General features: G+C 39.9%; 15 protein-coding genes. 5 read left to right on the top strand and 10 right to left on the bottom strand.

The genetic code is table 11. The features are described from left to right. Window positions 1-66: 66 nt before the first annotated feature. From H6G68_RS01675 to H6G68_RS01660, 4 genes are all read left to right on the top strand, one after another. Window positions 67-3,099: a TonB-dependent siderophore receptor gene (locus tag H6G68_RS01675; RefSeq protein ID WP_190905037.1), complete on the top strand. Its 3,033-nt coding sequence runs from the start codon at window positions 67-69 to the stop codon at window positions 3,097-3,099. A 233-nt stretch (window positions 3,100-3,332) separates the two neighbouring features. Continuing rightward, a complete protein-coding gene (locus H6G68_RS01670) occupies window positions 3,333-4,319 on the top strand; it encodes an iron-siderophore ABC transporter substrate-binding protein (RefSeq protein WP_190905036.1) in 987 nt (328 codons plus the stop codon). A 36-nt stretch (window positions 4,320-4,355) separates the two neighbouring features. Then, window positions 4,356-5,294 carry a ferric iron reductase gene (locus H6G68_RS01665; protein WP_190905035.1) on the top strand — a complete coding sequence of 313 codons (939 nt, stop codon included), beginning with the start codon at window positions 4,356-4,358 and terminating at the stop codon, window positions 5,292-5,294. Window positions 5,295-5,361: 67 nt separating this feature from the next. Then, a complete protein-coding gene (locus H6G68_RS01660; protein ID WP_190905034.1) occupies window positions 5,362-6,675 on the top strand; it encodes an MFS transporter in 1,314 nt (437 codons plus the stop codon). Between the two features lie 245 nt (window positions 6,676-6,920). Here H6G68_RS01660 and tkt read toward each other — a convergent pair whose 3' ends face one another. The 3 genes from tkt to acpP form a co-directional block, all read right to left on the bottom strand. Continuing rightward, window positions 6,921-8,933 (bottom strand): transketolase, encoded by a 2,013-nt coding sequence (gene tkt / locus H6G68_RS01655; protein WP_190905033.1) that lies wholly within the window; start codon window positions 8,931-8,933, stop codon window positions 6,921-6,923. A 315-nt stretch (window positions 8,934-9,248) separates the two neighbouring features. Continuing rightward, window positions 9,249-10,499: a beta-ketoacyl-ACP synthase II gene (gene fabF / locus H6G68_RS01650; RefSeq protein ID WP_190905032.1), complete on the bottom strand. Its 1,251-nt coding sequence runs from the start codon at window positions 10,497-10,499 to the stop codon at window positions 9,249-9,251. A 263-nt stretch (window positions 10,500-10,762) separates the two neighbouring features. After that, complete coding sequence (acpP, locus tag H6G68_RS01645) at window positions 10,763-11,014, bottom strand: acyl carrier protein (RefSeq protein WP_190905031.1); 252 nt, start codon at window positions 11,012-11,014, stop codon at window positions 10,763-10,765. A gap of 510 nt (window positions 11,015-11,524) precedes the next feature. On the opposite strand from acpP, the gene H6G68_RS01640 reads away from it, so the two are divergent. Next, window positions 11,525-12,430, top strand: a complete 906-nt coding sequence (locus tag H6G68_RS01640; protein ID WP_190905030.1) for a CoB--CoM heterodisulfide reductase iron-sulfur subunit B family protein — start codon at window positions 11,525-11,527, stop codon at window positions 12,428-12,430. A gap of 206 nt (window positions 12,431-12,636) precedes the next feature. Here the strand turns inward: H6G68_RS01640 and H6G68_RS01635 are convergent, their stop codons facing one another. The 7 genes from H6G68_RS01635 to H6G68_RS01605 all read right to left on the bottom strand — a co-directional run bounded on the left by H6G68_RS01635 (window position 12,637) and on the right by H6G68_RS01605 (window position 20,783). Continuing rightward, window positions 12,637-13,029 carry a TIGR02588 family protein gene (locus H6G68_RS01635; protein ID WP_190905029.1) on the bottom strand — a complete coding sequence of 131 codons (393 nt, stop codon included), beginning with the start codon at window positions 13,027-13,029 and terminating at the stop codon, window positions 12,637-12,639. Beyond that, a complete protein-coding gene (locus tag H6G68_RS01630) occupies window positions 13,026-13,913 on the bottom strand; it encodes a TIGR02587 family membrane protein (RefSeq protein ID WP_339327826.1) in 888 nt (295 codons plus the stop codon). The genes H6G68_RS01635 and H6G68_RS01630 overlap by 4 nt, the downstream gene beginning before the upstream one ends. 324 nt (window positions 13,914-14,237) lie before the next feature. Continuing rightward, entirely contained in the window at window positions 14,238-15,284 is a 1,047-nt protein-coding gene (gene lpxD, locus H6G68_RS01625; protein WP_190905027.1) for a UDP-3-O-(3-hydroxymyristoyl)glucosamine N-acyltransferase, read from the bottom strand. 36 nt (window positions 15,285-15,320) lie between these two features. After that, on the bottom strand, window positions 15,321-17,519 hold the full coding sequence (locus H6G68_RS01620; RefSeq protein WP_190905026.1) for a GumC family protein: 2,199 nt from the start codon (window positions 17,517-17,519) through the stop codon (window positions 15,321-15,323). A 221-nt stretch (window positions 17,520-17,740) separates the two neighbouring features. Continuing rightward, window positions 17,741-18,904: an endo-1,4-beta-xylanase gene (locus H6G68_RS01615; RefSeq protein ID WP_190905025.1), complete on the bottom strand. Its 1,164-nt coding sequence runs from the start codon at window positions 18,902-18,904 to the stop codon at window positions 17,741-17,743. Window positions 18,905-18,918: 14 nt separating this feature from the next. Next, window positions 18,919-20,007, bottom strand: coding sequence for a glycosyltransferase family 2 protein (locus tag H6G68_RS01610; protein WP_190905024.1), 1,089 nt, complete (start codon window positions 20,005-20,007; stop codon window positions 18,919-18,921). Beyond that, window positions 20,004-20,783 (bottom strand): WecB/TagA/CpsF family glycosyltransferase, encoded by a 780-nt coding sequence (locus tag H6G68_RS01605; protein WP_190905023.1) that lies wholly within the window; start codon window positions 20,781-20,783, stop codon window positions 20,004-20,006. Before H6G68_RS01605 ends, H6G68_RS01610 begins: the two co-directional genes overlap by 4 nt. Window positions 20,784-20,789 lie beyond the last annotated feature (6 nt).

Raw genomic sequence — 20,789 nt, 5'->3', positions numbered from 1 at the left:
AGTGAGAAATCTTCTATATAAGGGAGAATCCACTATTAAGAAATTCTTGCGTCATAGATGAATGGCGTGAAAGTTTCTGCTGGATGTGGAAGCGCACAACGACAAAACTTAGGGAAAACTCTGTTTACAGGTGTAAGGGAAGGAGCAACGGTAATGAAGTTTGAGTTAATGAATGAGATACGTTCGGCGGGATTAGCACTAGCTTTTATCGGCAGCTTAGTACAACCAGCTTATGCAGAAAAGCAAACAAAAGAAATATCTAGCGTTGAAGACAAAGAACATTATTCAACCAGCGCCGCGCAATTACTAGCACAAACCCGCAATACATTAATTACTAAAATCACGGGTATTAAAGTTAATACCACTGATAAAGGAATTGAAGTAATTTTAGAAAGTCCTAATATAGAAGCACTCAAGCCAGTAAATAAAAGCCAAGGCAACAATTTTATAGTAGAGATACCTAATACAGTCTTATCACTGGGTAAACAAAACAGTTTTAACCAAAAAAATCCAGTTGCGGGTATAAGCAATATCAGCGTCACCCAAACTAACGCTAACACCGTCCAACTAACAGTTACAGGTGAAAAAGGTCTACCCACCGCAGAATTATTTGATGGTGATAAAGGCTTAATTTTTGAACTTGCTCCCGTGGCATCTGCTACCAATCCACCACAGCAAAGTCAAACATTAGTCAAAATTAGTGAAGTTAAATTTAACACTACAACCAATGGCTTAGAAATAATCTTAGCGACTCCAGAAGGTGACAAATTACAAGTATCCTCGAAAAAAGACGGTAACACATTTATTATTGACATTCCCTCAGCGCAACTGAATCTACCTAATGGTGATACAGTTAGCCAAAAACAACCGACTGCTGGAATTAGCGATATTACAGTTAGTAACTTTAATACCAACACCATTAGAGTTACGGTTACGGGAACAGATAGTACACCCACAGTAGAACTATTTGATAGTGAAGACGGTTTAATTTTTGGTGTCACCTCAACTGCATCCACTTCTCAACCAGAAACCCAACCCACACCAACGCCCCAGTCAGAAAATCTAACTCAACCAGAACAACCAACAGCCCAGAGTGATGAACCGATTGAATTGGTTGTCACAGGTGAACAGGATAGTTATCGAATACCTAACGCCTCTGCTGGAACAAGAACCGACACTGCAATCCGCGATATTCCTCAAGCAATTCAAGTAATCCCGAAGCAAGTTCTTCAGGAACAGCAAGTACAGCGATTAAGTGAAGCATTAAAAAATACGGCTGGTGTAATCACTACCTCTTCAGAACGTAATGTATTTGATCTTTTCAACATTCGAGGTTTCAGCAACCGCAACATTATCCGTAATGGTTTGAGAGATGATACTAACGCTACTGCTGGTTCTGGAATTGCCAACATTGAGCAGATAGAAGTGCTTCGGGGGCCTGCATCGGTTCTGTTTGGTCAAGGTGGAGCCGGAGGTACTGTCAATATTGTCACCAAAAAACCTCTTCAAATACCCTTCTATAGAATAGAAGGAACAATTGGCAGCTACGATTTATTTGGTGGTTCAGTTGATTTCACTGGGCCTCTGAATGACAGTAAAACTCTATTGTATCGTCTCAATGCTTCTGCATTGAGTTCAGATACCTTCGTAGATTTTGTTGACATTGAACGTTACTTTATTGCTCCTGTTTTAACTTGGCAAATTGGTCAAAACACTCAACTAACTTTAGAAGCCGATTATTTTGACACACAACAACGTAATGACAGAGGTTTACCCGCAGTTGGTACTGTCTTACCGAACCCCAACGGCAAAATACCAAGAAATCGGTTTGTAAACGAGCCTTCTGTTGATAAGAACAATCGCCAAGTATTGCGAGTAGGCTATAATCTTGAGCATCGTTTTAGCCCAGATTGGCGGATACAAAATAGCTTTCGTTCTTCATTTCAACGCTCTCAGCAAAATTCAGGTTTTCTGACATCTTTGTCAGCAGACGGTCGCACAGTACAGCGTAGTACAATCAACACAGATGATTCAATTAGAGAAATTTTTCTCTTAGATACGAATGTTGTTGGTAACGTTAAAACAGGTAATATAGAACATAAACTGTTATTGGGATTTGATTTATCTAGAGATGTATCACAAGGAACCAGTCGGCAATTTCAACTGACTCCTTTGGATTTATTTAATCCTGAATATGGTTCTCAAAGCATCACTAATTTAATTGCCACATCCCCTAATGAGCCATCTACTTCAGAAGCTTTAGGGTTTTACTTACAAGACCAAATTGCACTGAGCGATAACTTAAAAATAATACTTGGTGGACGTTTCGATATTGTTAATCAAAAGCTGGAAAACTCAGAAGGTACAGTTACTTCTTTTCAGGAAGATACAGCATTTAGCCCTCGCATTGGTATAGTTTATCAGCCGACTCAATTAGTTTCACTTTATGCTAATTACAGCCGTTCATTTCAGCAGGTAACAGGCACAACTTTTGATAGTGGTTTATTTAAACCAGAGCGAGGAACACAGTATGAAATAGGAGCTAAGTTTGATTGGACAAATAAACTTTCATCAACAGTTTCTCTGTATCAAATTACACGCTCTAATGTGCTGACACCTGACCCCATAAACCCTAATTTCTCCATCCAAACAGGAGAACAAAGAAGTCGCGGGTTTGAATTAGATATTGTCGGTGAAATATTACCAGGATGGAAAATAATTGGTGGTTATGCTTACACAGATGCACAAGTGACTCAAGCCAATAATATTACAGAGGGGAATCGCATTAATAACGTCCCAGAACACGCTTTTAGTTTGTGGAATACCTACGAAATTCAACAAGGTAATCTACAAGGTTTAGGATTGGGTTTAGGTCTTTTCTATGTAGGAGAAAGGGAGGGAGATTTAAACAATACCTTTAGTTTGCCGGGTTATTTACGCACTGATGCAGCATTATTTTATCGCAGAAATAACTTCCGAGCTGCTATTAATCTACAAAACTTGTTTGATACTGAGTATTTTGAACTGGCTGAAAATCGCTTGCGTGTTTTTTATGGCGCACCTCGCACTGTAAAATTAACATTGGGCTGGGAATTTTAATTCGCCTGTTTCAGTAGGGTGTGTTGTGGCGTAGCGCAACGCACCATTTTACATTATCGAACGTTGTCCAAATTAGGGATGAATAACGTAGATGCACAACAGCTTACCGCCAAGACAAAAAGTATGTTAAGGAGGGAGTTATTTGAGAGACTGTAAATATGTAACACTAATTATCGCGGTGCGTTAGCCTCCGGCATAACACACCCTACAAAAACTAAACTGTAATTTAGATAATGAGAAAATTCTTACATCGTTATCGTTATATCAAACTTGTTTTTCTCATTACTTTGAGTGTTATTTTAGTACAGGGTTGCTATAGCAATTTCACTAAAATCACAGAATTAACCAAGGCAAATTTAGTTGCGTCTGAGTGCAAAGTAATCAAGCATAATTGGGGAGAAACTTGTGTTCCTTTAGAACCTCAACGCATTATTGCTGTAGATGAAACATCTATGGAAGCATTGCTGGCACTGGACTTAAAACCAATAGCAGCAACACAGCCTAATATAGCAGGTAGCAAAATACTAAAGTTTGCTCAAAAAGCTGAGGGGATAGTTTCTTTAGGAAAGGATAGTCAACCGAATATAGAAAAAATAGTACAGTTAAATCCAGATTTAATTTTGGGGTTTTCTATTAATGGAGAGGAATATAAGTTATTTTCCCAAATAGCTCCGACAGTTACACTTGATTACATTCAAACTGGTTGGAAAGATGCTTTATCACGTATTGCTGAAATAACAGGTAAAAGTGAACAAGCAAAAAAAGTACTTGAGCAATATCAACAAAGAGTTCAAGAATTACGAACAATTATAAATCATAACCTCAAAAAAACAACAGTTTCCGTCAGCCGCTTTTATGCTGGCAACCAAGTTACAGAATTTCGCACCAAGTATTCATTCCCTGGCAGTCTAATTACGGAGGTGGGAATACCTCTACCAGAGACCCAAAATCAACTTACTAATAATGAAAATCAGCCTCTAGTTTCAGTTAGTTTAGAGCGTTTAGATTTACTAGAAGCAGATATTTTATTTGTAGCATTAGACCCTGGCGCTGAAGAGTCTTTTCAAAAATATCAGAATAGCCAGTTATGGCAAAAGTTGAATGTAGTTAAAAATAACCAAGTATATACCGTTGATTCTAGTTACTGGATATTTGGCAATATTCTGTCAGCAAATGCTATTTTAGATGATTTGTTTAAATATTTACTGAAAAATTCATGATAGTTAATCATAATGAGAGAAAAACAGTGCAAACAAATGTCTCAACAACTAGGTAACAAAAGTGTGCTGAATTTCTTAATGGAAATATTTACTCTTGCTCAAAGTAATTTAGATAGTTTCTATACAGATTGCATTATTTTGACTGAGCCTCCTGATGGTGCTGAGGTGATCTCACTGAATGATTACCTACAACCAAATAGACTTTTATCTCAATGGCAAGCAAGTGATATATACCAAAAAACTCAAGACATTCGCATTACTGCATCTATCTGGAACAAAGTATATAGCTGGAAAACATTACCAGGTGTTTTAGCCTTGATGACTTGGGCTGGGGTAGGGTTAGATGCTGGGCTTGACAATGTGAGTTTTGTGTTGGAAGACGGTAAACCCAAGGCGTTATGGTTTCATGACCTGAGTGGTACTGTAATTTATCCTCAGCGATACCTTCAGTCAGCTGAGTTGCTGGCGCGACACGCTGCGCGTAGCTTGCTTCCCCGAAGGAGTACGCTATCGCCTATCCTCATTCCCCAAGACTACCCAGGAAAAATAGTAAATAGCGTAGAAGCTTTACACCAAGCTGTATTTACTGGCTTATTTCAGCATAATCTAGTCCCAATGATAGACCGTGTTCATAGCTTAACCAAACTCTCCAAAAAAACTATGTGGGGTAATGCAGTTAACGCTTCTGAAAGACAATTTGCCAAACTCAGCCAATATACAAATTCAGAAGCAATACAAACAGATTATTCCATCTTGTATGAACAACTCTACAGTTCAGTCATGCCGGGACGCAATCCCCTCTACAACTTAGTACGCACCGAACAACTCAACGAACCCGGTTTACCAACTACAACCACAGTCCGACTCACCTGCTGCTTATACACCTTCATTCCTCCATGCAATGAAAAATGCACAAACTGTCCTCTGATGCAACCGCAAGAACGAATTGCACAAATCAAGCAATACATGACATAAACTGACTGAAATCATATTAATACCAGAAAATTCCCCATTCCCTATTCCTCACTCCCTTCACATCAAAATGCCACAACAACCAAACCCAGCCAGTATGCGTAATTTTCTCATTGTTTGGCTTGGTCAATTAGTGTCTACCATCGGTAGTAATATGACCGGTTTTGCGATTGAAATTTGGGCATGGGAAATTACAGGTAAAGCAACAACACTTACTCTGGTAGGTTTTTTTAGTCTGCTACCTAGTATTATTATTACTCCCATCAGTGGTGTAATTGTAGACAAATTTAACCGCAAACTTTTAATGATGGTGGGTGATACAGTTGCAGTTCTCAGCACAATTATAATTGTGTTGTTGCATCTCACCAATAATTTACAAATTTGGCACTTTTATCTAACAGGTGCTATTGTTGGAACCTTTAATCAATTTCAATCTTTGGCATACTCGGCATCAGTATCACTGATGATTCCTAAACAACACTATACCCGCGCTAGTAGTCTAGAATTTTTATCCGGTTACGGCAGTAAAATTATCGCTCCTGCTTTAGCGGGATATCTTTACACAGTCATTGGTTTTATCGGAATTTGGCTGATTGATATCTTTACATTTGTCATAGCAATTAGCAGCTTATTTTTAGTAAGTATTCCTCAACCGCCACCAACAACAGAAAATGAAAAAATAGCTAGTATTTGGCAAGATTTTGGATGTGGTTGGCGCTACATTACTACCCATAAAAGCTTACTGGCATTGTTAATCATTAACTTATTATTTTGGCTACCCCATGACATTGGCAATTCCCTATATACACCAATGATTTTGTCACGCACTAATAATAATACTTTAGTGCTAGGTAGCTTGGCTTCTGCGGCTGGTTTTGGTGGTGTGACAGGCGCGATTATTGTTAGCACTTGGGGCGGTTTCAGACAGAAAATCAAAGGCGTTTTACTGGGGATGATAGGTGCAGGCGTAAGTAAAATTGTTTTCGGTTTGGGTAAAACACCTTGGGTTTGGATTTCTGCACAATTTTGTTCTTCTTTAACTTTCCCTTTAAAGGGCAGTTCGGATACTGCTATTTGGTTAGCGAAAGTACCACCAAATGTGCAAGGAAGGGTTTTTGCGGCGCGATCGCTACTTTTACAGATAGCATCTGCCGTAGGCTACCTAATAGCCGGTCCATTAGCAGATCGTGTTTTTACACCTGCCTTGCAATCAGAGGGTGTTCTAGTTGGCATTTTTGGAGGATTATTTGGGTCTGGTAGTGGTGCAGGAATTGCGCTGTTGTATGTGATTTGTGCGCTATGTATGTTGCTGGTTGGTTTCTTAGGTTTCTTTGTACCTCTGCTGCGGGATGTGGAAGATATTCTACCTGACTATGGTAGATAGGTTTATTTGAATTGGTTTGGCATTCAGCAAAAGAATATATAGCTCATAGATGATTTGAAAGCCGAGCTTAGGAATATTCGGGATAGTTGTTGCGTCTATATAGGCCAGCAGGAAGACGATTGCTGCTTTGCTTGTAGTAAAAACTCATCTATATGATAGGAGAATTGGTAATTGGGAAAAGCAATTATCAAAAAAAGGTGAGCTTTTTAGCCCACCCCACACATTCAGAGAATATACTGTTGCTATTAACCCAACAATGCTTTGGCTTTAGCTAACACATTATCAACAGTGAAGCCAAACTTCTCCAAACAAATACCACCAGGAGCGGAAGCACCAAAGGTATCAATACTTACGGTGTCGCCTTCACTACCGATATACTTGTGCCAACCGAAGCTACTAGCAGCTTCTACAGATAGACGCTTGGTAACAGCTTTAGGTAGAATAGATTCTTTATAAGCTGCATCTTGTGTATCAAACAAGGTGGAAGAAGGCATAGAAACAACACGAACTTTCTTACCTTCAGCAGTCAATTTTTCCGCTGCACTAACACAGAGGCTCAATTCTGAACCAGTACCAATTAAGATGATATCTGGTGTCCCTTGGCAATCAACAATTGTATATCCGCCTTTAGCCACACCTGCAATAGATGTACCTGCCAAGTTAGGAACGTTTTGACGAGTGAACGCCAATAAAGTGGAAGCATTTTCCTTAGACTTCTCGATCGCTATTTTGTAAGCACCAGAGGTTTCGTTTCCGTCTGCGGGACGAATTACAGTCAAGTCAGGAATCGCCCGCAGAGAAGCGAGGGTTTCAATGGGTTGGTGTGTGGGACCATCTTCACCTTGGCCAATGGAATCATGAGTCATTACCCAAATTGAGCCAGCTTCAGACAAAGCAGCTAAACGAATAGCAGCCCGCATATAGTCTGTGAAGATCAGGAAGGTTGCACCGTAGGGAATTAAACCAGAACCGTGCAGTGCCATACCGTTACAGATTGCACCCATTGCGTGTTCCCGCACCCCAAAGTGAATGTTGCGGTTTTGGAATTGTCCTTTTTGGAAGTCGCCAAAACCTTTGAGTTCGGTCAAGTTGGAGTGGGTTAAGTCAGCAGAACCACCAATTAATTCAGGTAAAACAGCCCCTAGTTTGTTGAGGCTAATTTCTGAATGTTTGCGGGTGGGTAATGCTGCATCTGCGGGGGTATAGGTAGGTAATACTTTATCCCAACCGTCTGGTAATTTGCCACTAACGAAGCGCTCAAATTCCGCTGCTTCTGTAGGGTACTTAGCTTTGTAGTCTGCAAAGGTTTTATTCCATTCGGATTCGGAAGCTGCACCACGTTCCACTGCTTTGCGTGTGTGGTTGAGGGCATCTTGAGGAATTACAAAAGGCTCATATTCCCAACCTAAGTTTTTGCGGGTTGCAGCTGTTTCATCTCCACCCAAAGCAGCACCGTGAATACCAGCGGTATTTTGTTTGTTGGGAGAACCGTAACCAATGGTGGTTGTCACCTTAATCATGGTGGGTTTGTCGGTGACAGCTTTTGCTGCTTCGATGGCTTTGGCAATTCCTTCTAAATCAGTGTTGCCATCTTTAACGTGCAGAACTTGCCAACCGTAGGATTCAAATCGTTTGGAAACGTCTTCTGTGAATGCTACATCTGTAGAACCATCAATGGAGATGTGGTTGTCGTCATAGAGAGCGATGAGTTTACCTAATCCCCAGTGTCCTGCGATGGAAGCAGCTTCACCAGAAATCCCTTCCATGTTGCAACCATCACCAAGAATTACATAAGTGTAGTGGTCAACAATTTTGGCATCGGGTTTGTTGAACTTAGCAGCCAGGTGTGCTTCTGCTACGGCTAAACCAACTGCATTGGCAATTCCCTGACCCAAAGGTCCTGTTGTTACTTCTACACCATCTGTGACAAAATTTTCGGGGTGGCCTGGGGTCTTAGCCCCCCATTGACGAAATTGCTTGATGTCGTCTATGGTAACGCTATCGTAGCCTGTCAAGTACAGCAAGGCATACTGCAACATTGAACCATGACCAGCGGACAAGACAAAGCGATCGCGGTTGAACCATTTGGGATTTTTGGGGTTATACCGCATGAATTTATCCCAAAGGACAAAAGCCATCGGAGCCGCGCCCATTGGCAGTCCAGGGTGTCCCGATTTGGATTTTTCTATGGCATCAACAGCCAAAAATCGAATTGAATTAATACAAAGTTCTTGGATGGATTGGGTTGCAACAGCCATAATCTCTTGTTTTTAACGATGGGTTAACATTGTTTGTAGCTTTCTCTTGCTGGGGTCATTTTAAAGCGATCCCACTATCCTCATCATCCCATTCTCCCTTGTCGATGGACAAGCGGGATCTTCTGAGTTTCTGGTGATGAATAAAGCTAATAATTTGGTCAGGCCAAACCCTTAGTGCCGATGGGAATGATATCTTAGATACTTTCCGCTCGTTTATTTCAGGCAGGGTAATTGGTAATTGGTAATTGGTAAATTTCTTCCTGTCACCTGTCACCTGTCACTTGTTACCTGTTACCTTACTAGCAACTTAAGTTATTAGAGGTATTTCTTAAAAGCCAGAGTGACATTATGACCACCAAATCCAAAAGAATTGGATAGTGCTACCGCTACTGTTTGAGCGCGGCTCACGTGAGGTACATAATCTAAGTCACACCCTTCGTCAGGATTTTCTAGATTGATGGTGGGGGGAATTTGGTCATTAGCGATCGCTAGGACTGTAGCCACTGCTTCAATTCCTCCTGAACCACCTAAAAGATGACCTGTCATTGACTTGGTGGAACTAATTGCTACCTGATAGGCATAATCGCCCAAAGCCTTCTTAATTGCTGCTGTTTCCGTAACATCATTAGCTGGGGTGCTAGTCCCATGAGCATTGATGTAGCTTATCATTTCTGGTGTGAGTTCTGCGTCCTTGAGTGCCAGTTCCATCGCTCTAGCAGCACCTAAGCCTCCGGGGACTGGGGAGGTCATATGGTAAGCGTCACAGGTCATACCATAGCCCACCATTTCCGCATAAATACGAGCGCCTCGACTCAAGGCTTGTTCTAGTTCTTCGAGAATTAAAATTCCTGAACCTTCACCCATGACAAAGCCGTCACGATCGCGATCAAAAGGACGACAAGCATGAGCCGGATCATCATTGCGAGTCGAAAGCGCCCTGGCTGCGGCAAACCCAGCCACAGATAATGGTGTAACTGCTGCTTCACATCCCCCACAAATCATTGCTTGGGCATATCCCCCTTGAATCAGGCGAAAAGCATCCCCAATGGCGTTGGAACCAGCAGCACAGGCTGTTACAGAACAAGAATTTGGACCTTTAGCACCAGTATGAATTGCCGTTAACCCGGCTGCCATGTTGGCGATCATCATCGGGATCATAAACGGACTACAGCGATCAGGCCCACGATTTAGGTAGATAGTTTGTTGATCTTCCAACACTTTAATCCCACCAACGCCTGAGCCGATCATGACACCTATATGTTCTGCGTTCAGGTCATTGATAACTAATTGCGCGTCTCGCACAGCCTGTTTAGCAGCCGCGATCGCAAATTGAGCAAACCGATCCGTCCGCTTGGCTTCTTTGCGCTCCATGTAGTCATGTGGATCGAAGTTTTTCACTTCACCCGCAATGCGGCAATCATGCTTAGACGCATCAAAAGCAGTGATGTAGTCAATGCCATTGCGTCCACTTAATAATCCTTCCCAATATTCAGATGGTGTGTTACCAATAGGTGTAATCGCGCCAACACCAGTTACAACAACGCGTTTACGTTTATAGTCTGTCATGATTCAGTTAAAGGTGGCGAAAAAGCAGCAGGCAGAACAATCAAGAGTGCTGAGTTCTAAGTCCTGAGTCAAGAGTTTACTATTGGTTTGATCATTTTTACTCGATTCTTTTCTCAAGAAAAGTCTAGAGTTTATATACTCAGCACTTAGCAATGCCAGTTACTATCAGTCAGCAGCGCCGATCAAAGTTACCTCAAGTCAGGAAACCCACCCACGGTACTGTCAAAACTCAATGCACTGGCTCCTCAAGACTCAGTACAGTTTTAGGCTGAGGCAGCAACGTTACTGTTAATGTAATCCACTACCTCTTGTACCGTTAAAATCTTTTCAGCAGCTTCGTCGGGAATTTCGAGTTCAAATTCTTCTTCCAAAGCCATCACTAATTCCACGATATCTAGGGAATCTGCTCCTAAATCGTTGACAAAATTAGCGTCAGGTACAACTTTTTCAGATTCAACGTCTAGTTGCTCGATGACAACTTTCTTTACCTTATCAAAAATATCTGCTTGGCTCATAGATATAAAGTCCTTAACCAGTTGCTATGATTTGCTCTTTATGGGAAATGTTTTTTTGAGCATATACATCTTATCGGAAAGCGTGATCTTCCGTATACCGCTGTGGGTTTTTCATCAAAGAAAATTCTAGCCGCTGTTCCTCGTCAGATTTGGCTACTTGCTGTCCCAGTATTGGCTGAACCGAAACAACTAGTACCGCTGCGCGGAATTAAAAATTACAAATTAAAAATTTAAAAACCAGATTACACAAGCTTTTCAGGAATTTTTAAGGATTTGTTGACTGCTTGCCGTTTTGTACTAGATCTAGCGCCCTCAAGCTTCTGTTTTCTAAGTTATGGTTCCAATTGTTCTTCTCTGTTTCCACAACTTTGCGCCTTGCTAGTACAATACGGCGTAAATAAAGTATCCATTCTCAATCAACGATATGATGAGGGGGGTTACAGCCGTAGGGCTTTCAGTAATGATCTTTGTAATTATCTAGAGCGATCGCTCTAACCCAAACATAATTCTATGCTATCTCAAACGCTAAAATACGCTTACTATCCCGGTTGTGTTGCTCAAGGTGCTTGTCGGGAACTATATTTATCAACGCAGGCACTCACCCAAAAACTGGGTATTGAACTAATTGAATTAAAAAAAGCCGCTTGCTGTGGTTCGGGTACGTTTAAAGAAGATTCCCAATTGTTGGAAGATACAGTTAATGCCAGAAATATCGCTTTAGCAGAAGAATTAAATCTCCCTCTTTTGACTCATTGCAGCACTTGCCAAGGTGTAATTGGTCATGTTGATGAACGTTTGAAAGAATGTCAGTCCAATAACCCAGCCTATCTCAATCAAGTTAATGGATTGTTACAAAAAGAAGGCTGTTCACCTTATCGCGGTAGTACAGAAGTTAAACATCTTCTCTATGCTTTAGTCACAGATTATGGTTTAGAGGAAATTACCAACCGTGTCACCCGCAAGTTAAGTGGGTTAAAATGTGCAGCTTTTTATGGCTGTTATCTCCTCCGCGCGCAAAAATCTATGCCCTATGATGATCCATTCCAGCCAGAAGCGATGGAAAATATGTTTCGGGCAGTAGGTGCAACACCTGTATATTATCGTGGTCGTACTCAATGTTGTGGTTGGCCTTTATCTAGCTATGCTACGAATGAATCTTTTAAAATGGCGGGAATGCATATTCAAGATGCTTTAGAAAATGGTGCTGATTGTATTGTTACCCCTTGTCCTTTGTGTCATCTTAATTTAGATTCTCGTCAACCAGAAGTAGAAAAGGTAATTGAGAAAAAATTAGGTTTACCAGTTTTACATTTACCTCAATTAATTGCTTTGGCGTTAGGAGTTAGTCCCAAAGAATTGGGTTTAGAAAGACATATTGTTTCTACAAAACCAGTTTTAGAAAAATTGGGATTTTAATAACCCAAGTTGCTAGTTATCTAGTTGAGGCAGGGAAAAAGGTAATTTGTGATCAAATCCCTGACTTCATCCTGTTCATCCTTAAATCCTGGAAATCCTGATTCAGACAGTTTTATTTAAAGCGCTGTAGGTTGGGTTGAATAAAATGAAACCCAACAAATAAATATCAACAACAGCGATAATCTTAATGTTGAGAAATATTTGGATTATGGCAACTTATAGCTAGCAACTCGCACAGTTAATTGACCATGACGCGGATTTTGGCTAAATATAAATGCTCCTTCTTCCTTTTCGCCATCAGACAAAAAATCAATTTGTTGCTCTCCTGTTTCAACAACTTTATCAGCAATTTGTAACTCAGCAATAATTTGCACTGATTCAGCAGTTTCACCACCAGTATTAACTATTTCAAAGGGAACATAAAATTTCCCATCAATTTCTCGAATCATTTGTTTTTTATGCACCGACAAAATGGGAGGTTGATTTTTTTCATTTAGCCACATATACCCTACTAAGCTAATAACGACTGCGAGAATAGATAAAGCAATGCCGAATGTTATCCACTCAGCTAGAGAACGTTCTGGTTCTGTTTCTATCATATTGCTAACCTACCCGCTGCACCGCCAATAGTTGCAGGTAATCCCAATACTAGAGTATGTTCTAACCACATCATCCAGGGATCTGCCAAAGTTACTTTTTGGAAAAAAAATAGCATTAATCCACTTGCTAGCAAAGATATTAAATAAGATATGGTAGTTTCACTTAATGGACGCTGAAAAATCCCCTTTTGCTGTCTGCGTTTTTGTTGGTCTGAAAAACCAGCTTGAAAGACAATAGCGTAGGAAATCACTAAAGATGCAGCCATTAGCACCAATAACCAAGGGGGTGAAATGGCAGCTGCTAACATAGGAATTTCATCGGTTGGTGCAATATTAAAACCAATCACAATTGCACCAATGAGAGTTGCACCTAAATCAGCCAATGTGGCGTGTAAACCATTTTGCTTATGTTTGCTGATACCGTTACCTTGAGGAGTGATTGATATGGAATTATTTTGATTACCTTCTTGAAGAAACTGGTTGGCTAATGCCACACCTAGGGTAAATGGTACACCTTCAAATACAACTTTACCCAGGGATTCTTTCAATGAGGTTGCTGGCGTAATTTCTTGCAATAACCACAACATAAATGCAGAACAAACAAATCCAATTGCCATTGCCTCTACAGTATCTATCGCTGCTTCATCAACTCGCCAGTTATTTCTGCGTTTACGAAAACCCTCTGTATAATTGAGTAAAAGAACTACAATAAACATTAAGACAATCGCTATAACAATCAATCTTGGTTTTGCTAGCGATCCAATCCACCATACTTCCATAGTATATATTAGTGGAATACCAAATAAAAAACCTCCACAAGTACCACGCACAATATCATTTATTTCTTGTCTCCAAGTATTTTTTTGATTATGTTTTTTAGCCACTACTAATATGTACCTCTTTATTTGATTTGTAATATTTTCATGTGTTGTAAAATGTCTCATGAAATATATATTTTTAACATCTATCCTACGTTATTTTATAAATATGTTTATATACTTCCTGCGGTAGACACACAAGAAATTGCTTTTTGGTAAGTTAGAGATAAAGTAAATCTAAAGTCTACGGACGATTGTCTACCAACCTTTAATTTTTTGAGGAGGCGCTGCGCGATCGCATCTGTCAATCTGTATTGTAATCGGGCAGGGAAACTCTACTTTATTTAGCAGTGCTTCCCAGAAACTATTTAGGAATGTAGATTTAATCGGCTACTTTTTCCCTAATTGACGTTGCAATTGTTTCAAAGATTGATAGATATCTGGCAGACGACTATAAACAGCAGATACTTTGAGATATAGTTTGTGTGGCATTGCGGGAGAGCCGGAAACTATCTCTCCTGGTGCGATATCATTATGAATGCCAGCTTGAGCAGATGCGATCGCACCATCTCCAATTTTGACCTGATTCGCAATCCCTGACTGTCCAGCTAAAATTACCCGATTTCCCACCTTCACGCCCCCAGCCATACCTGCTTGACCAGCGATCGCACAACCAGCACCAATTTGACAGCCATGTCCTATCTGCACTAAGTTGTCAATTTTGGTATTGCGTCCGACTCTGGTTTCCCCCACTGCGGGACGATCAATAGCAGAGTTACAACCCACTTCTACACCATCTTCTAAGACAGTGTAACCAGATTGTTCCATTTTCAACCAACCTGTGCGGGTGGGAACAAAGCCAAAACCCTCTGCACCGATGACAGCACCGCTATGAATTACGCAATCTGCACCGATGATGGTACGTTCGTGAATGGTACAGTTAGCGTGTAAGGTAGTGCGATCGCCTATTTTCGCATTTGGATAAATTACCACATTGGGATGAATAACTACACCGTTGCCAATTTCTACCCCTGATTCAATCACAGCATGAGCGCCAATATAAACATCATTACCGATGTTGGCTGTGGGGTGAATGACTGCGGTAGGGTGAATATCTGGATTTGGACGATATGGTTGATAAAAAAGTGCGATCGCTTTTGCAAACAAGAATCTTGGTTCTGGGGTTGATAACCAGGCAATACCCCTTTCTGTGGCTTGCATCTGCAATTGTTCATTTTGGGGCAAAATTAAAGCACTAGCACCCGTAGAACTGACTAAGGAAGCAAATTTTGCACCTTCTACATAGCTGATTGTACCGCTACTAGATTCATCCAAAGGTGCTACCCCAGTAATTTCTGGGTTTTGTTCTGGGTTAATAATCAGGCTGTGGCCTGTAATCGTGTCGCTTAATTTACTGATAATTTCACTAAATTGCATAATTTAATGTTCAAAATCTGATAACTATCCAAATAATCATGCCTTAATCCGATCTTTTTTGGTTACAGTTTTAGAAGCAGAATAATATTCTTCTGGACTATAGAAATAATTATTAGGCTCATTTTTCTCAATGATGCCATTAACTAATAAACCCAAGACATTATAATTAGAACGTTTTAACATTTCTTTAGCAGTATTAGCATTATGATAATCAATCATCCCAGGTCGAGCTACTAACAACATACCATCTGTCATTTGGCTGACAGTCACTGCATCAGCACCAACTAATAAAGGAGGAGTGTCAATAATTACAAAATCATATGCCGATGAAAACTCTTCAATTAGTGCAGCCATGCGTTTAGAATCTAGTAAAGCTAAAGGGTTGGGAGGTCTAACACCGGCAGGTAAAACATCAAGATTATCCATTACCCTAAAGATAGAATTGCTGTATTCAACCTGGGCAACTAAAACCTCACTTAATCCGGGTGAATTACTTATCTGCCAGAAATGATGTTGAGTAGGAACTCTTAGATCTGCGTCAATTAGTAAAACTTTGCGTCCTAATTGAGATATAACTGTGGCTAAATTAGCTGCCACTGTAGATTTACCTTCTTTAGAAATAGAACTAGTAACGACAATACTTTTAATTACTGTATCTGAACTCAATAGTCTGAGATTAGCTTGAGTAACTCGGTACATTTCACTTGTTAAAGATTGAGGTGCATCTTTAGCAGCAATTTCTGGAGTTGTAGAGTCTGCATTTTGATGCCAGAAAAGAGATTTTTTAGATAATGAGGGGAGAATTCCTAGTAAGGTATATCCAAATATATCTCTGATTTCTTGTAGGGTTTTTAAAGACCTATCTCTCATTTCTAGCAAGAGAATAGTAGTAGTACCAAGGAAAGCTCCAAACAACACTCCTATGGCTAATACAATTACTTTTTTCCCTCCTGCTGGCTTTTCAGGAACTTTAGCCTGAGCAATAATCCTGGCATTAGCTGTATTATTATTTTCTGCTACCTGTAATTCTTGAACCTTTTTCAAAAGGGTTTGATAGGTTGATTGGGCAACTTCAACTTTCCTTTCTAACTCGCGCTGATTTTCTGCTAACTGAGGTACAACTTTCAGTCGTTGTTGATAGGCAGAGCGGGATTTATATAAAGAGATATATTTTTGATTTAACCCCAAACGTTGCACTTCGGATTGTATAAAATCTTGGATCAGAGTTTGCTTTAATTCTCCAATCTGCAATAGCCCTGGAGAAACTTTGATCTCACTACCAACAGTTGCTAGAATTTGCTGTTGGAGGATATTATTTAAATTGACTTTCTTTGCTTCTAGACTAGTAATTATCGGGTTATTATCCTGAAAACGGCTACTTTCTATTGCTAATTGTCTTTCCGTATCTTGAATTTGTGTCAGAATACCTTGTATGGCAGGAGATTGACTGATAGCACTCATAGCCATCGCTTCCTTGGAAGTGATATTTAATTGCTGATTAAGTTGTTGAGTTTGGGCTGTTACTTGAGCTAGTTCAGCTTTAACATTATTAATTTGCTCGTCTAAAATACCAATAACTTTAACTGCTGATATGATTTCTTCTGAAAGGTCTACGATGTTATTGGTTTGTTTGAATCTGCGGAGAGATGCTTCGGCTCTGCGAACAGCATTTTGATTTGTGGGTAGCTGTCTATCCATAAATTGACGAGCCGCTTCCGCTTCAACCCGATTGGATAGAATATCATTTTCTAAAAATTCATTCATAATTTTATTCACTACCGCCGCTGTTTCTTTAGGATTACGGCTTTTATATGTAATCTCTAATACATCTGTACCACCAATGATTTTTAGTTTCAATGCTGATTTTAGCTTGTCAGGTGTTAGGGGTTCACCTTCGTCATTTCTGAGTTTTAATTTGTCTATAGTTGTTTGTAAGATAGATGGGGAAGTAATCACCTCCATTTGAGTGCTGATTGGGTTTTGAGTAGATACTAGAGATGTTAAATCTCCAGAACCTTCAGATTTGCTAGAGAGGAGATTAGAACCTACTACGTTAAAAGAGGGGATTTTGAATAATAATTTTCCTCCAGCTTCGTAGGATGGCTTCAGACGAGTAGTAGCTAAGGCACTAAGGGCAACTGTAGCGATAAATACAGTAGTAGCAGGTAGCCACTGGCGTTTGACGATCAATAAGTATTTACCAAAGTCTAAATCAATAGATTCTCTAGATTCCATATACTTTTCCTATATAAATATTCAAGATTCTCTAGATTCTAATTTTTAGACAAGAAGCTCAATATGTATCTACAATTGAGACAAAATATTATGCTAACATTACTGAGAAGATGCACAAACATTATATACTGTAATTACAGAATTATGTCGGCTAAATGAGGCAGTAGTCATAGCGGTTCGTGCGGTTTACCATAGGTATCACAGGTTTTAATTTTTAATTTTTAACGTTTGGGAGCATTATCAAAAGCACGAGCCATAGCATTCCAAGCTAACTTGCGCTGCATTTGAGAATCTAAGGGCAGAGGACGAACAGGCGCTTGATCAGGACGGGGGTGAAATTCAGACAGCCAGGTATAGCGATCGCTCAATCCCCAATTAATAATTGTGGTAACGGCTGGCTCATCTAACACGACTGAAAGATAATCTTCATAAGCAGCAGCGACAATGCGATCGCGCATAGCCACATCTAGAGGTAGCTTTTTATCTATTACATCCATTTCTGTGACTAGAATTTTCAAACCCAGATTAGCAATATTTCTGAGGAAATTACGTAACTTTTCAGGATGAAAACGAGTTTCATCTCCTGAGAGGTGAGACTGTATACCAAAAGCATGAACTGGTGTTCCCTGAGATTTCAAACGCTCTAGTAATTTTAAGACTGCATTCCTTTTTGCTTCATGTTCTGGGGTGTCATATTCTAATCCATAGTCGTTATAAACTAACAAAGCTTGAGGATCAACTTGAGCAGCAATCCGAAAAGCCAAGTCAATGTAATCTGTTCCTAATAAATTTAGCCAAGGGGTTTTTCTTAATCCGTTGGGTAGTCCGTCCTCAACAAAGATAGCTTCATTAACCACATCCCAAGAGTGCATTTTCCCTGCATAACGCCCGGCAACTTTTTGAATATGTTGCTGCAAAAACTGGTGGGCATTTTGCTTATTAACAGTTTCTTTAAACCAGCTTGGTAAAGAATCATGCCAAACTAAAGTATGTCCCCGCAACAGCATCTGGTGTTGTTCAGCAAACTGTACATACCAATCACCTCTAGTAAAATTAAAACTATCAGCAGTTGGACGTAACATATCCCATTTGAGAAACCCTGGTACTAACATAGCGCACTCTTGAAGCACAGCAGTTTGCAAGTCTGGAGCAGACTGCAAATCTAAAGTACCGCAATCTGCGCCATAAATTAATCCTTTACGAGCCGCACGTTCTTTTAAAGAGTTTTTTCCTACTACCTTGAAGCTTCTATTTTGATTAGCAAAAACTTGATTTTTATCAAATTTATTGATTAATTTCCCAGATGTTGAAGCACCGATACCAGCTAAAGTTCCTAAACCTAAGTAAAGAGTGCGTCTTCTAGTTAATAACTTCTGTTGCCTCATTTTATCAACACTCTCTAATTTATAACTTCTATAGATTCTTCTATTGGTTGTTTTTTATGATCACAATTGTTTTCATATTTGTGTAACTGATAATTAGCTTGTAAGCAGAGTATCAGATCTACAAAAAATGCGATGAAAAACACAGGAAATAACCAGATTGCTTTCTGAAAAGGTCGGTTTCTGAGGCTTTGTAATCGGCGAATTAGTAACCAATTGGGAATAGCCCACCAGCCACTTTTTTTGACACTTGCTGTAATTAACTTATCCAACCAAAGTGGATCTTGCTCATTTTTTAGCTTGATTAAAGAACCAGCATCTGCACTGGAATTATCACCTGGCTGTAAGTTGGTGTAAATGAAGTAGTTAATTGTATTACCAATCACTTGACGTAACTCATGGCGCAATAAGCTACTAATTTGAGTGTAAGCCTCAAAAACATGGGAAGCAGAGTCAGCGAGAACAACTCGATTGAGAACTTCTGGGGAAGTTAAACGGTCAGTAACAATCATAGTCCATAGAAAGCCGTCTTCTACTAAAATGCCTTTAGGCATCCAAATTTTGCGTAAAATTTCGGTGCGGCCACAGTAAAGTTGTCCACATATCCAAGCTGATTTAGCCCCCGATGCACCCGAAACTGCTACTGACAATTTCTCCATCAGGTTTTTTTTCGGCTTTAAAGCTACGTCCTTGACTAATTTGTCTACAGATACCCAAGCGTCAGGAGTTTGTTCTAGAGTTTGTATCATCTTATAGAGGGTTTTGGATTCCAGAAATTGAATATCTGCATCCATTAAAAACATATAGTCAGCATCGGGGCGAGAAAACTGATGAACGTAAAGATTCCAAGCATTTGGCTTCCCAGCTTCTTCAACGTTGCAAATACGCCAGGAAACAGAGGGGTTCTGAGTGGACTTTTTCAACTCTTGTAATGTAGTTTGAGCGATCGCTGCTGTATCATCTGTACAGCCGTTAGGAACTACGACAACTTCAATTTCTATGTTGGCGTGAGCCTCTTGAAATATACTTTGATGAAATAGTGAATGCAAGGTAGCAGCAATCTCTTCAACCTCATTATAAGCAAGTATGCCAATACTAATCTTCAATTCCTTACCTCCTGATTCTCAAATGATGTAGACATTCCCAAGCGTTGTTTGAGTACCAACCAAATAAAAGTAGGATTACCCAAAATATAACGTTTCCATAAACGCTGAGGTTCAACTATTAAGCGAAATAACCATTCTAAACCTGTTTTTTGCATCCAAACTGGCGCTCTTCTCACCATATCCGCAACCAGTTCAAAGCTCACACCAATACCCAGGCTAACTGGAACTTTCAGAGATAAATAATTATTGGCTATCCATTTTTCTTGTTTGGGTGCGCCTAACCCGACAAACAGAAGATCAGGGGCGGTTGCTTTTATTTTCGACTTGATTAATTCTAATTGTTCTGGTCGTTTTTCAAAACCATATTCAGGGCAATAAGTACCAACAATTGCTAAATTAGGATGTCTTTTTTGCAGTACCTCCTGGGCTTTTTCGGCTGCCCCTGGACGACCTCCCAACAAAAATATTTTTAACCCTTTTTCTGAGGCGATCGCACAGAGTCTTTCAAATAAATCTGTACCATTCACTCTACCATTTAAGGGGGTTTGCAAAAATTTAGCCGCCCACAATAAAGATACTCCATCGGGAACGACTAAAAAAGATCGGCGATAAATATCACGGAAATCAGCATCTTTCTGCAATGCCAGAATATGCATGGCATTAGGAGTCACAACATATTCTGGCACTCCTTTGTCCAGACAATGACTCACGATTTTTTCGACAACCTCATCAAAACTATATCTATCAATTTCTATGCCACATATATTAATTCTCATCAAGCA

The sequence above is a fragment of the Anabaena catenula FACHB-362 genome, assembly GCF_014698735.1.
Taxonomy (GTDB): domain Bacteria; phylum Cyanobacteriota; class Cyanobacteriia; order Cyanobacteriales; family Nostocaceae; genus Anabaena; species Anabaena variabilis_A.
Note: the sequence above shows the minus strand (reverse complement) of the source record. Positions and strands in the feature narration are given on the sequence as shown.

What these genes read in the sequence shown, in the direction of transcription:
- H6G68_RS01670 (WP_190905036.1), top strand. Translation starts at nt 3,333, where the DNA reads ATGAGAAAATTCTTACATCGTTATCGTTATATCAAACTTGTTTTTCTC.
- H6G68_RS01665 (WP_190905035.1), top strand. Translation starts at nt 4,356, where the DNA reads ATGTCTCAACAACTAGGTAACAAAAGTGTGCTGAATTTCTTAATGGAA.
- H6G68_RS01660 (WP_190905034.1), top strand. Translation starts at nt 5,362, where the DNA reads ATGCCACAACAACCAAACCCAGCCAGTATGCGTAATTTTCTCATTGTT.
- tkt (WP_190905033.1), bottom strand. Translation starts at nt 8,933, where the DNA reads ATGGCTGTTGCAACCCAATCCATCCAAGAACTTTGTATTAATTCAATT.
- fabF (WP_190905032.1), bottom strand. Translation starts at nt 10,499, where the DNA reads ATGACAGACTATAAACGTAAACGCGTTGTTGTAACTGGTGTTGGCGCG.
- acpP (WP_190905031.1), bottom strand. Translation starts at nt 11,014, where the DNA reads ATGAGCCAAGCAGATATTTTTGATAAGGTAAAGAAAGTTGTCATCGAG.
- H6G68_RS01640 (WP_190905030.1), top strand. Translation starts at nt 11,525, where the DNA reads ATGCTATCTCAAACGCTAAAATACGCTTACTATCCCGGTTGTGTTGCT.
- H6G68_RS01635 (WP_190905029.1), bottom strand. Translation starts at nt 13,029, where the DNA reads ATGATAGAAACAGAACCAGAACGTTCTCTAGCTGAGTGGATAACATTC.
- lpxD (WP_190905027.1), bottom strand. Translation starts at nt 15,284, where the DNA reads ATGCAATTTAGTGAAATTATCAGTAAATTAAGCGACACGATTACAGGC.
- H6G68_RS01620 (WP_190905026.1), bottom strand. Translation starts at nt 17,519, where the DNA reads ATGGAATCTAGAGAATCTATTGATTTAGACTTTGGTAAATACTTATTG.
- H6G68_RS01615 (WP_190905025.1), bottom strand. Translation starts at nt 18,904, where the DNA reads ATGAGGCAACAGAAGTTATTAACTAGAAGACGCACTCTTTACTTAGGT.
- H6G68_RS01605 (WP_190905023.1), bottom strand. Translation starts at nt 20,783, where the DNA reads ATGAGAATTAATATATGTGGCATAGAAATTGATAGATATAGTTTTGAT.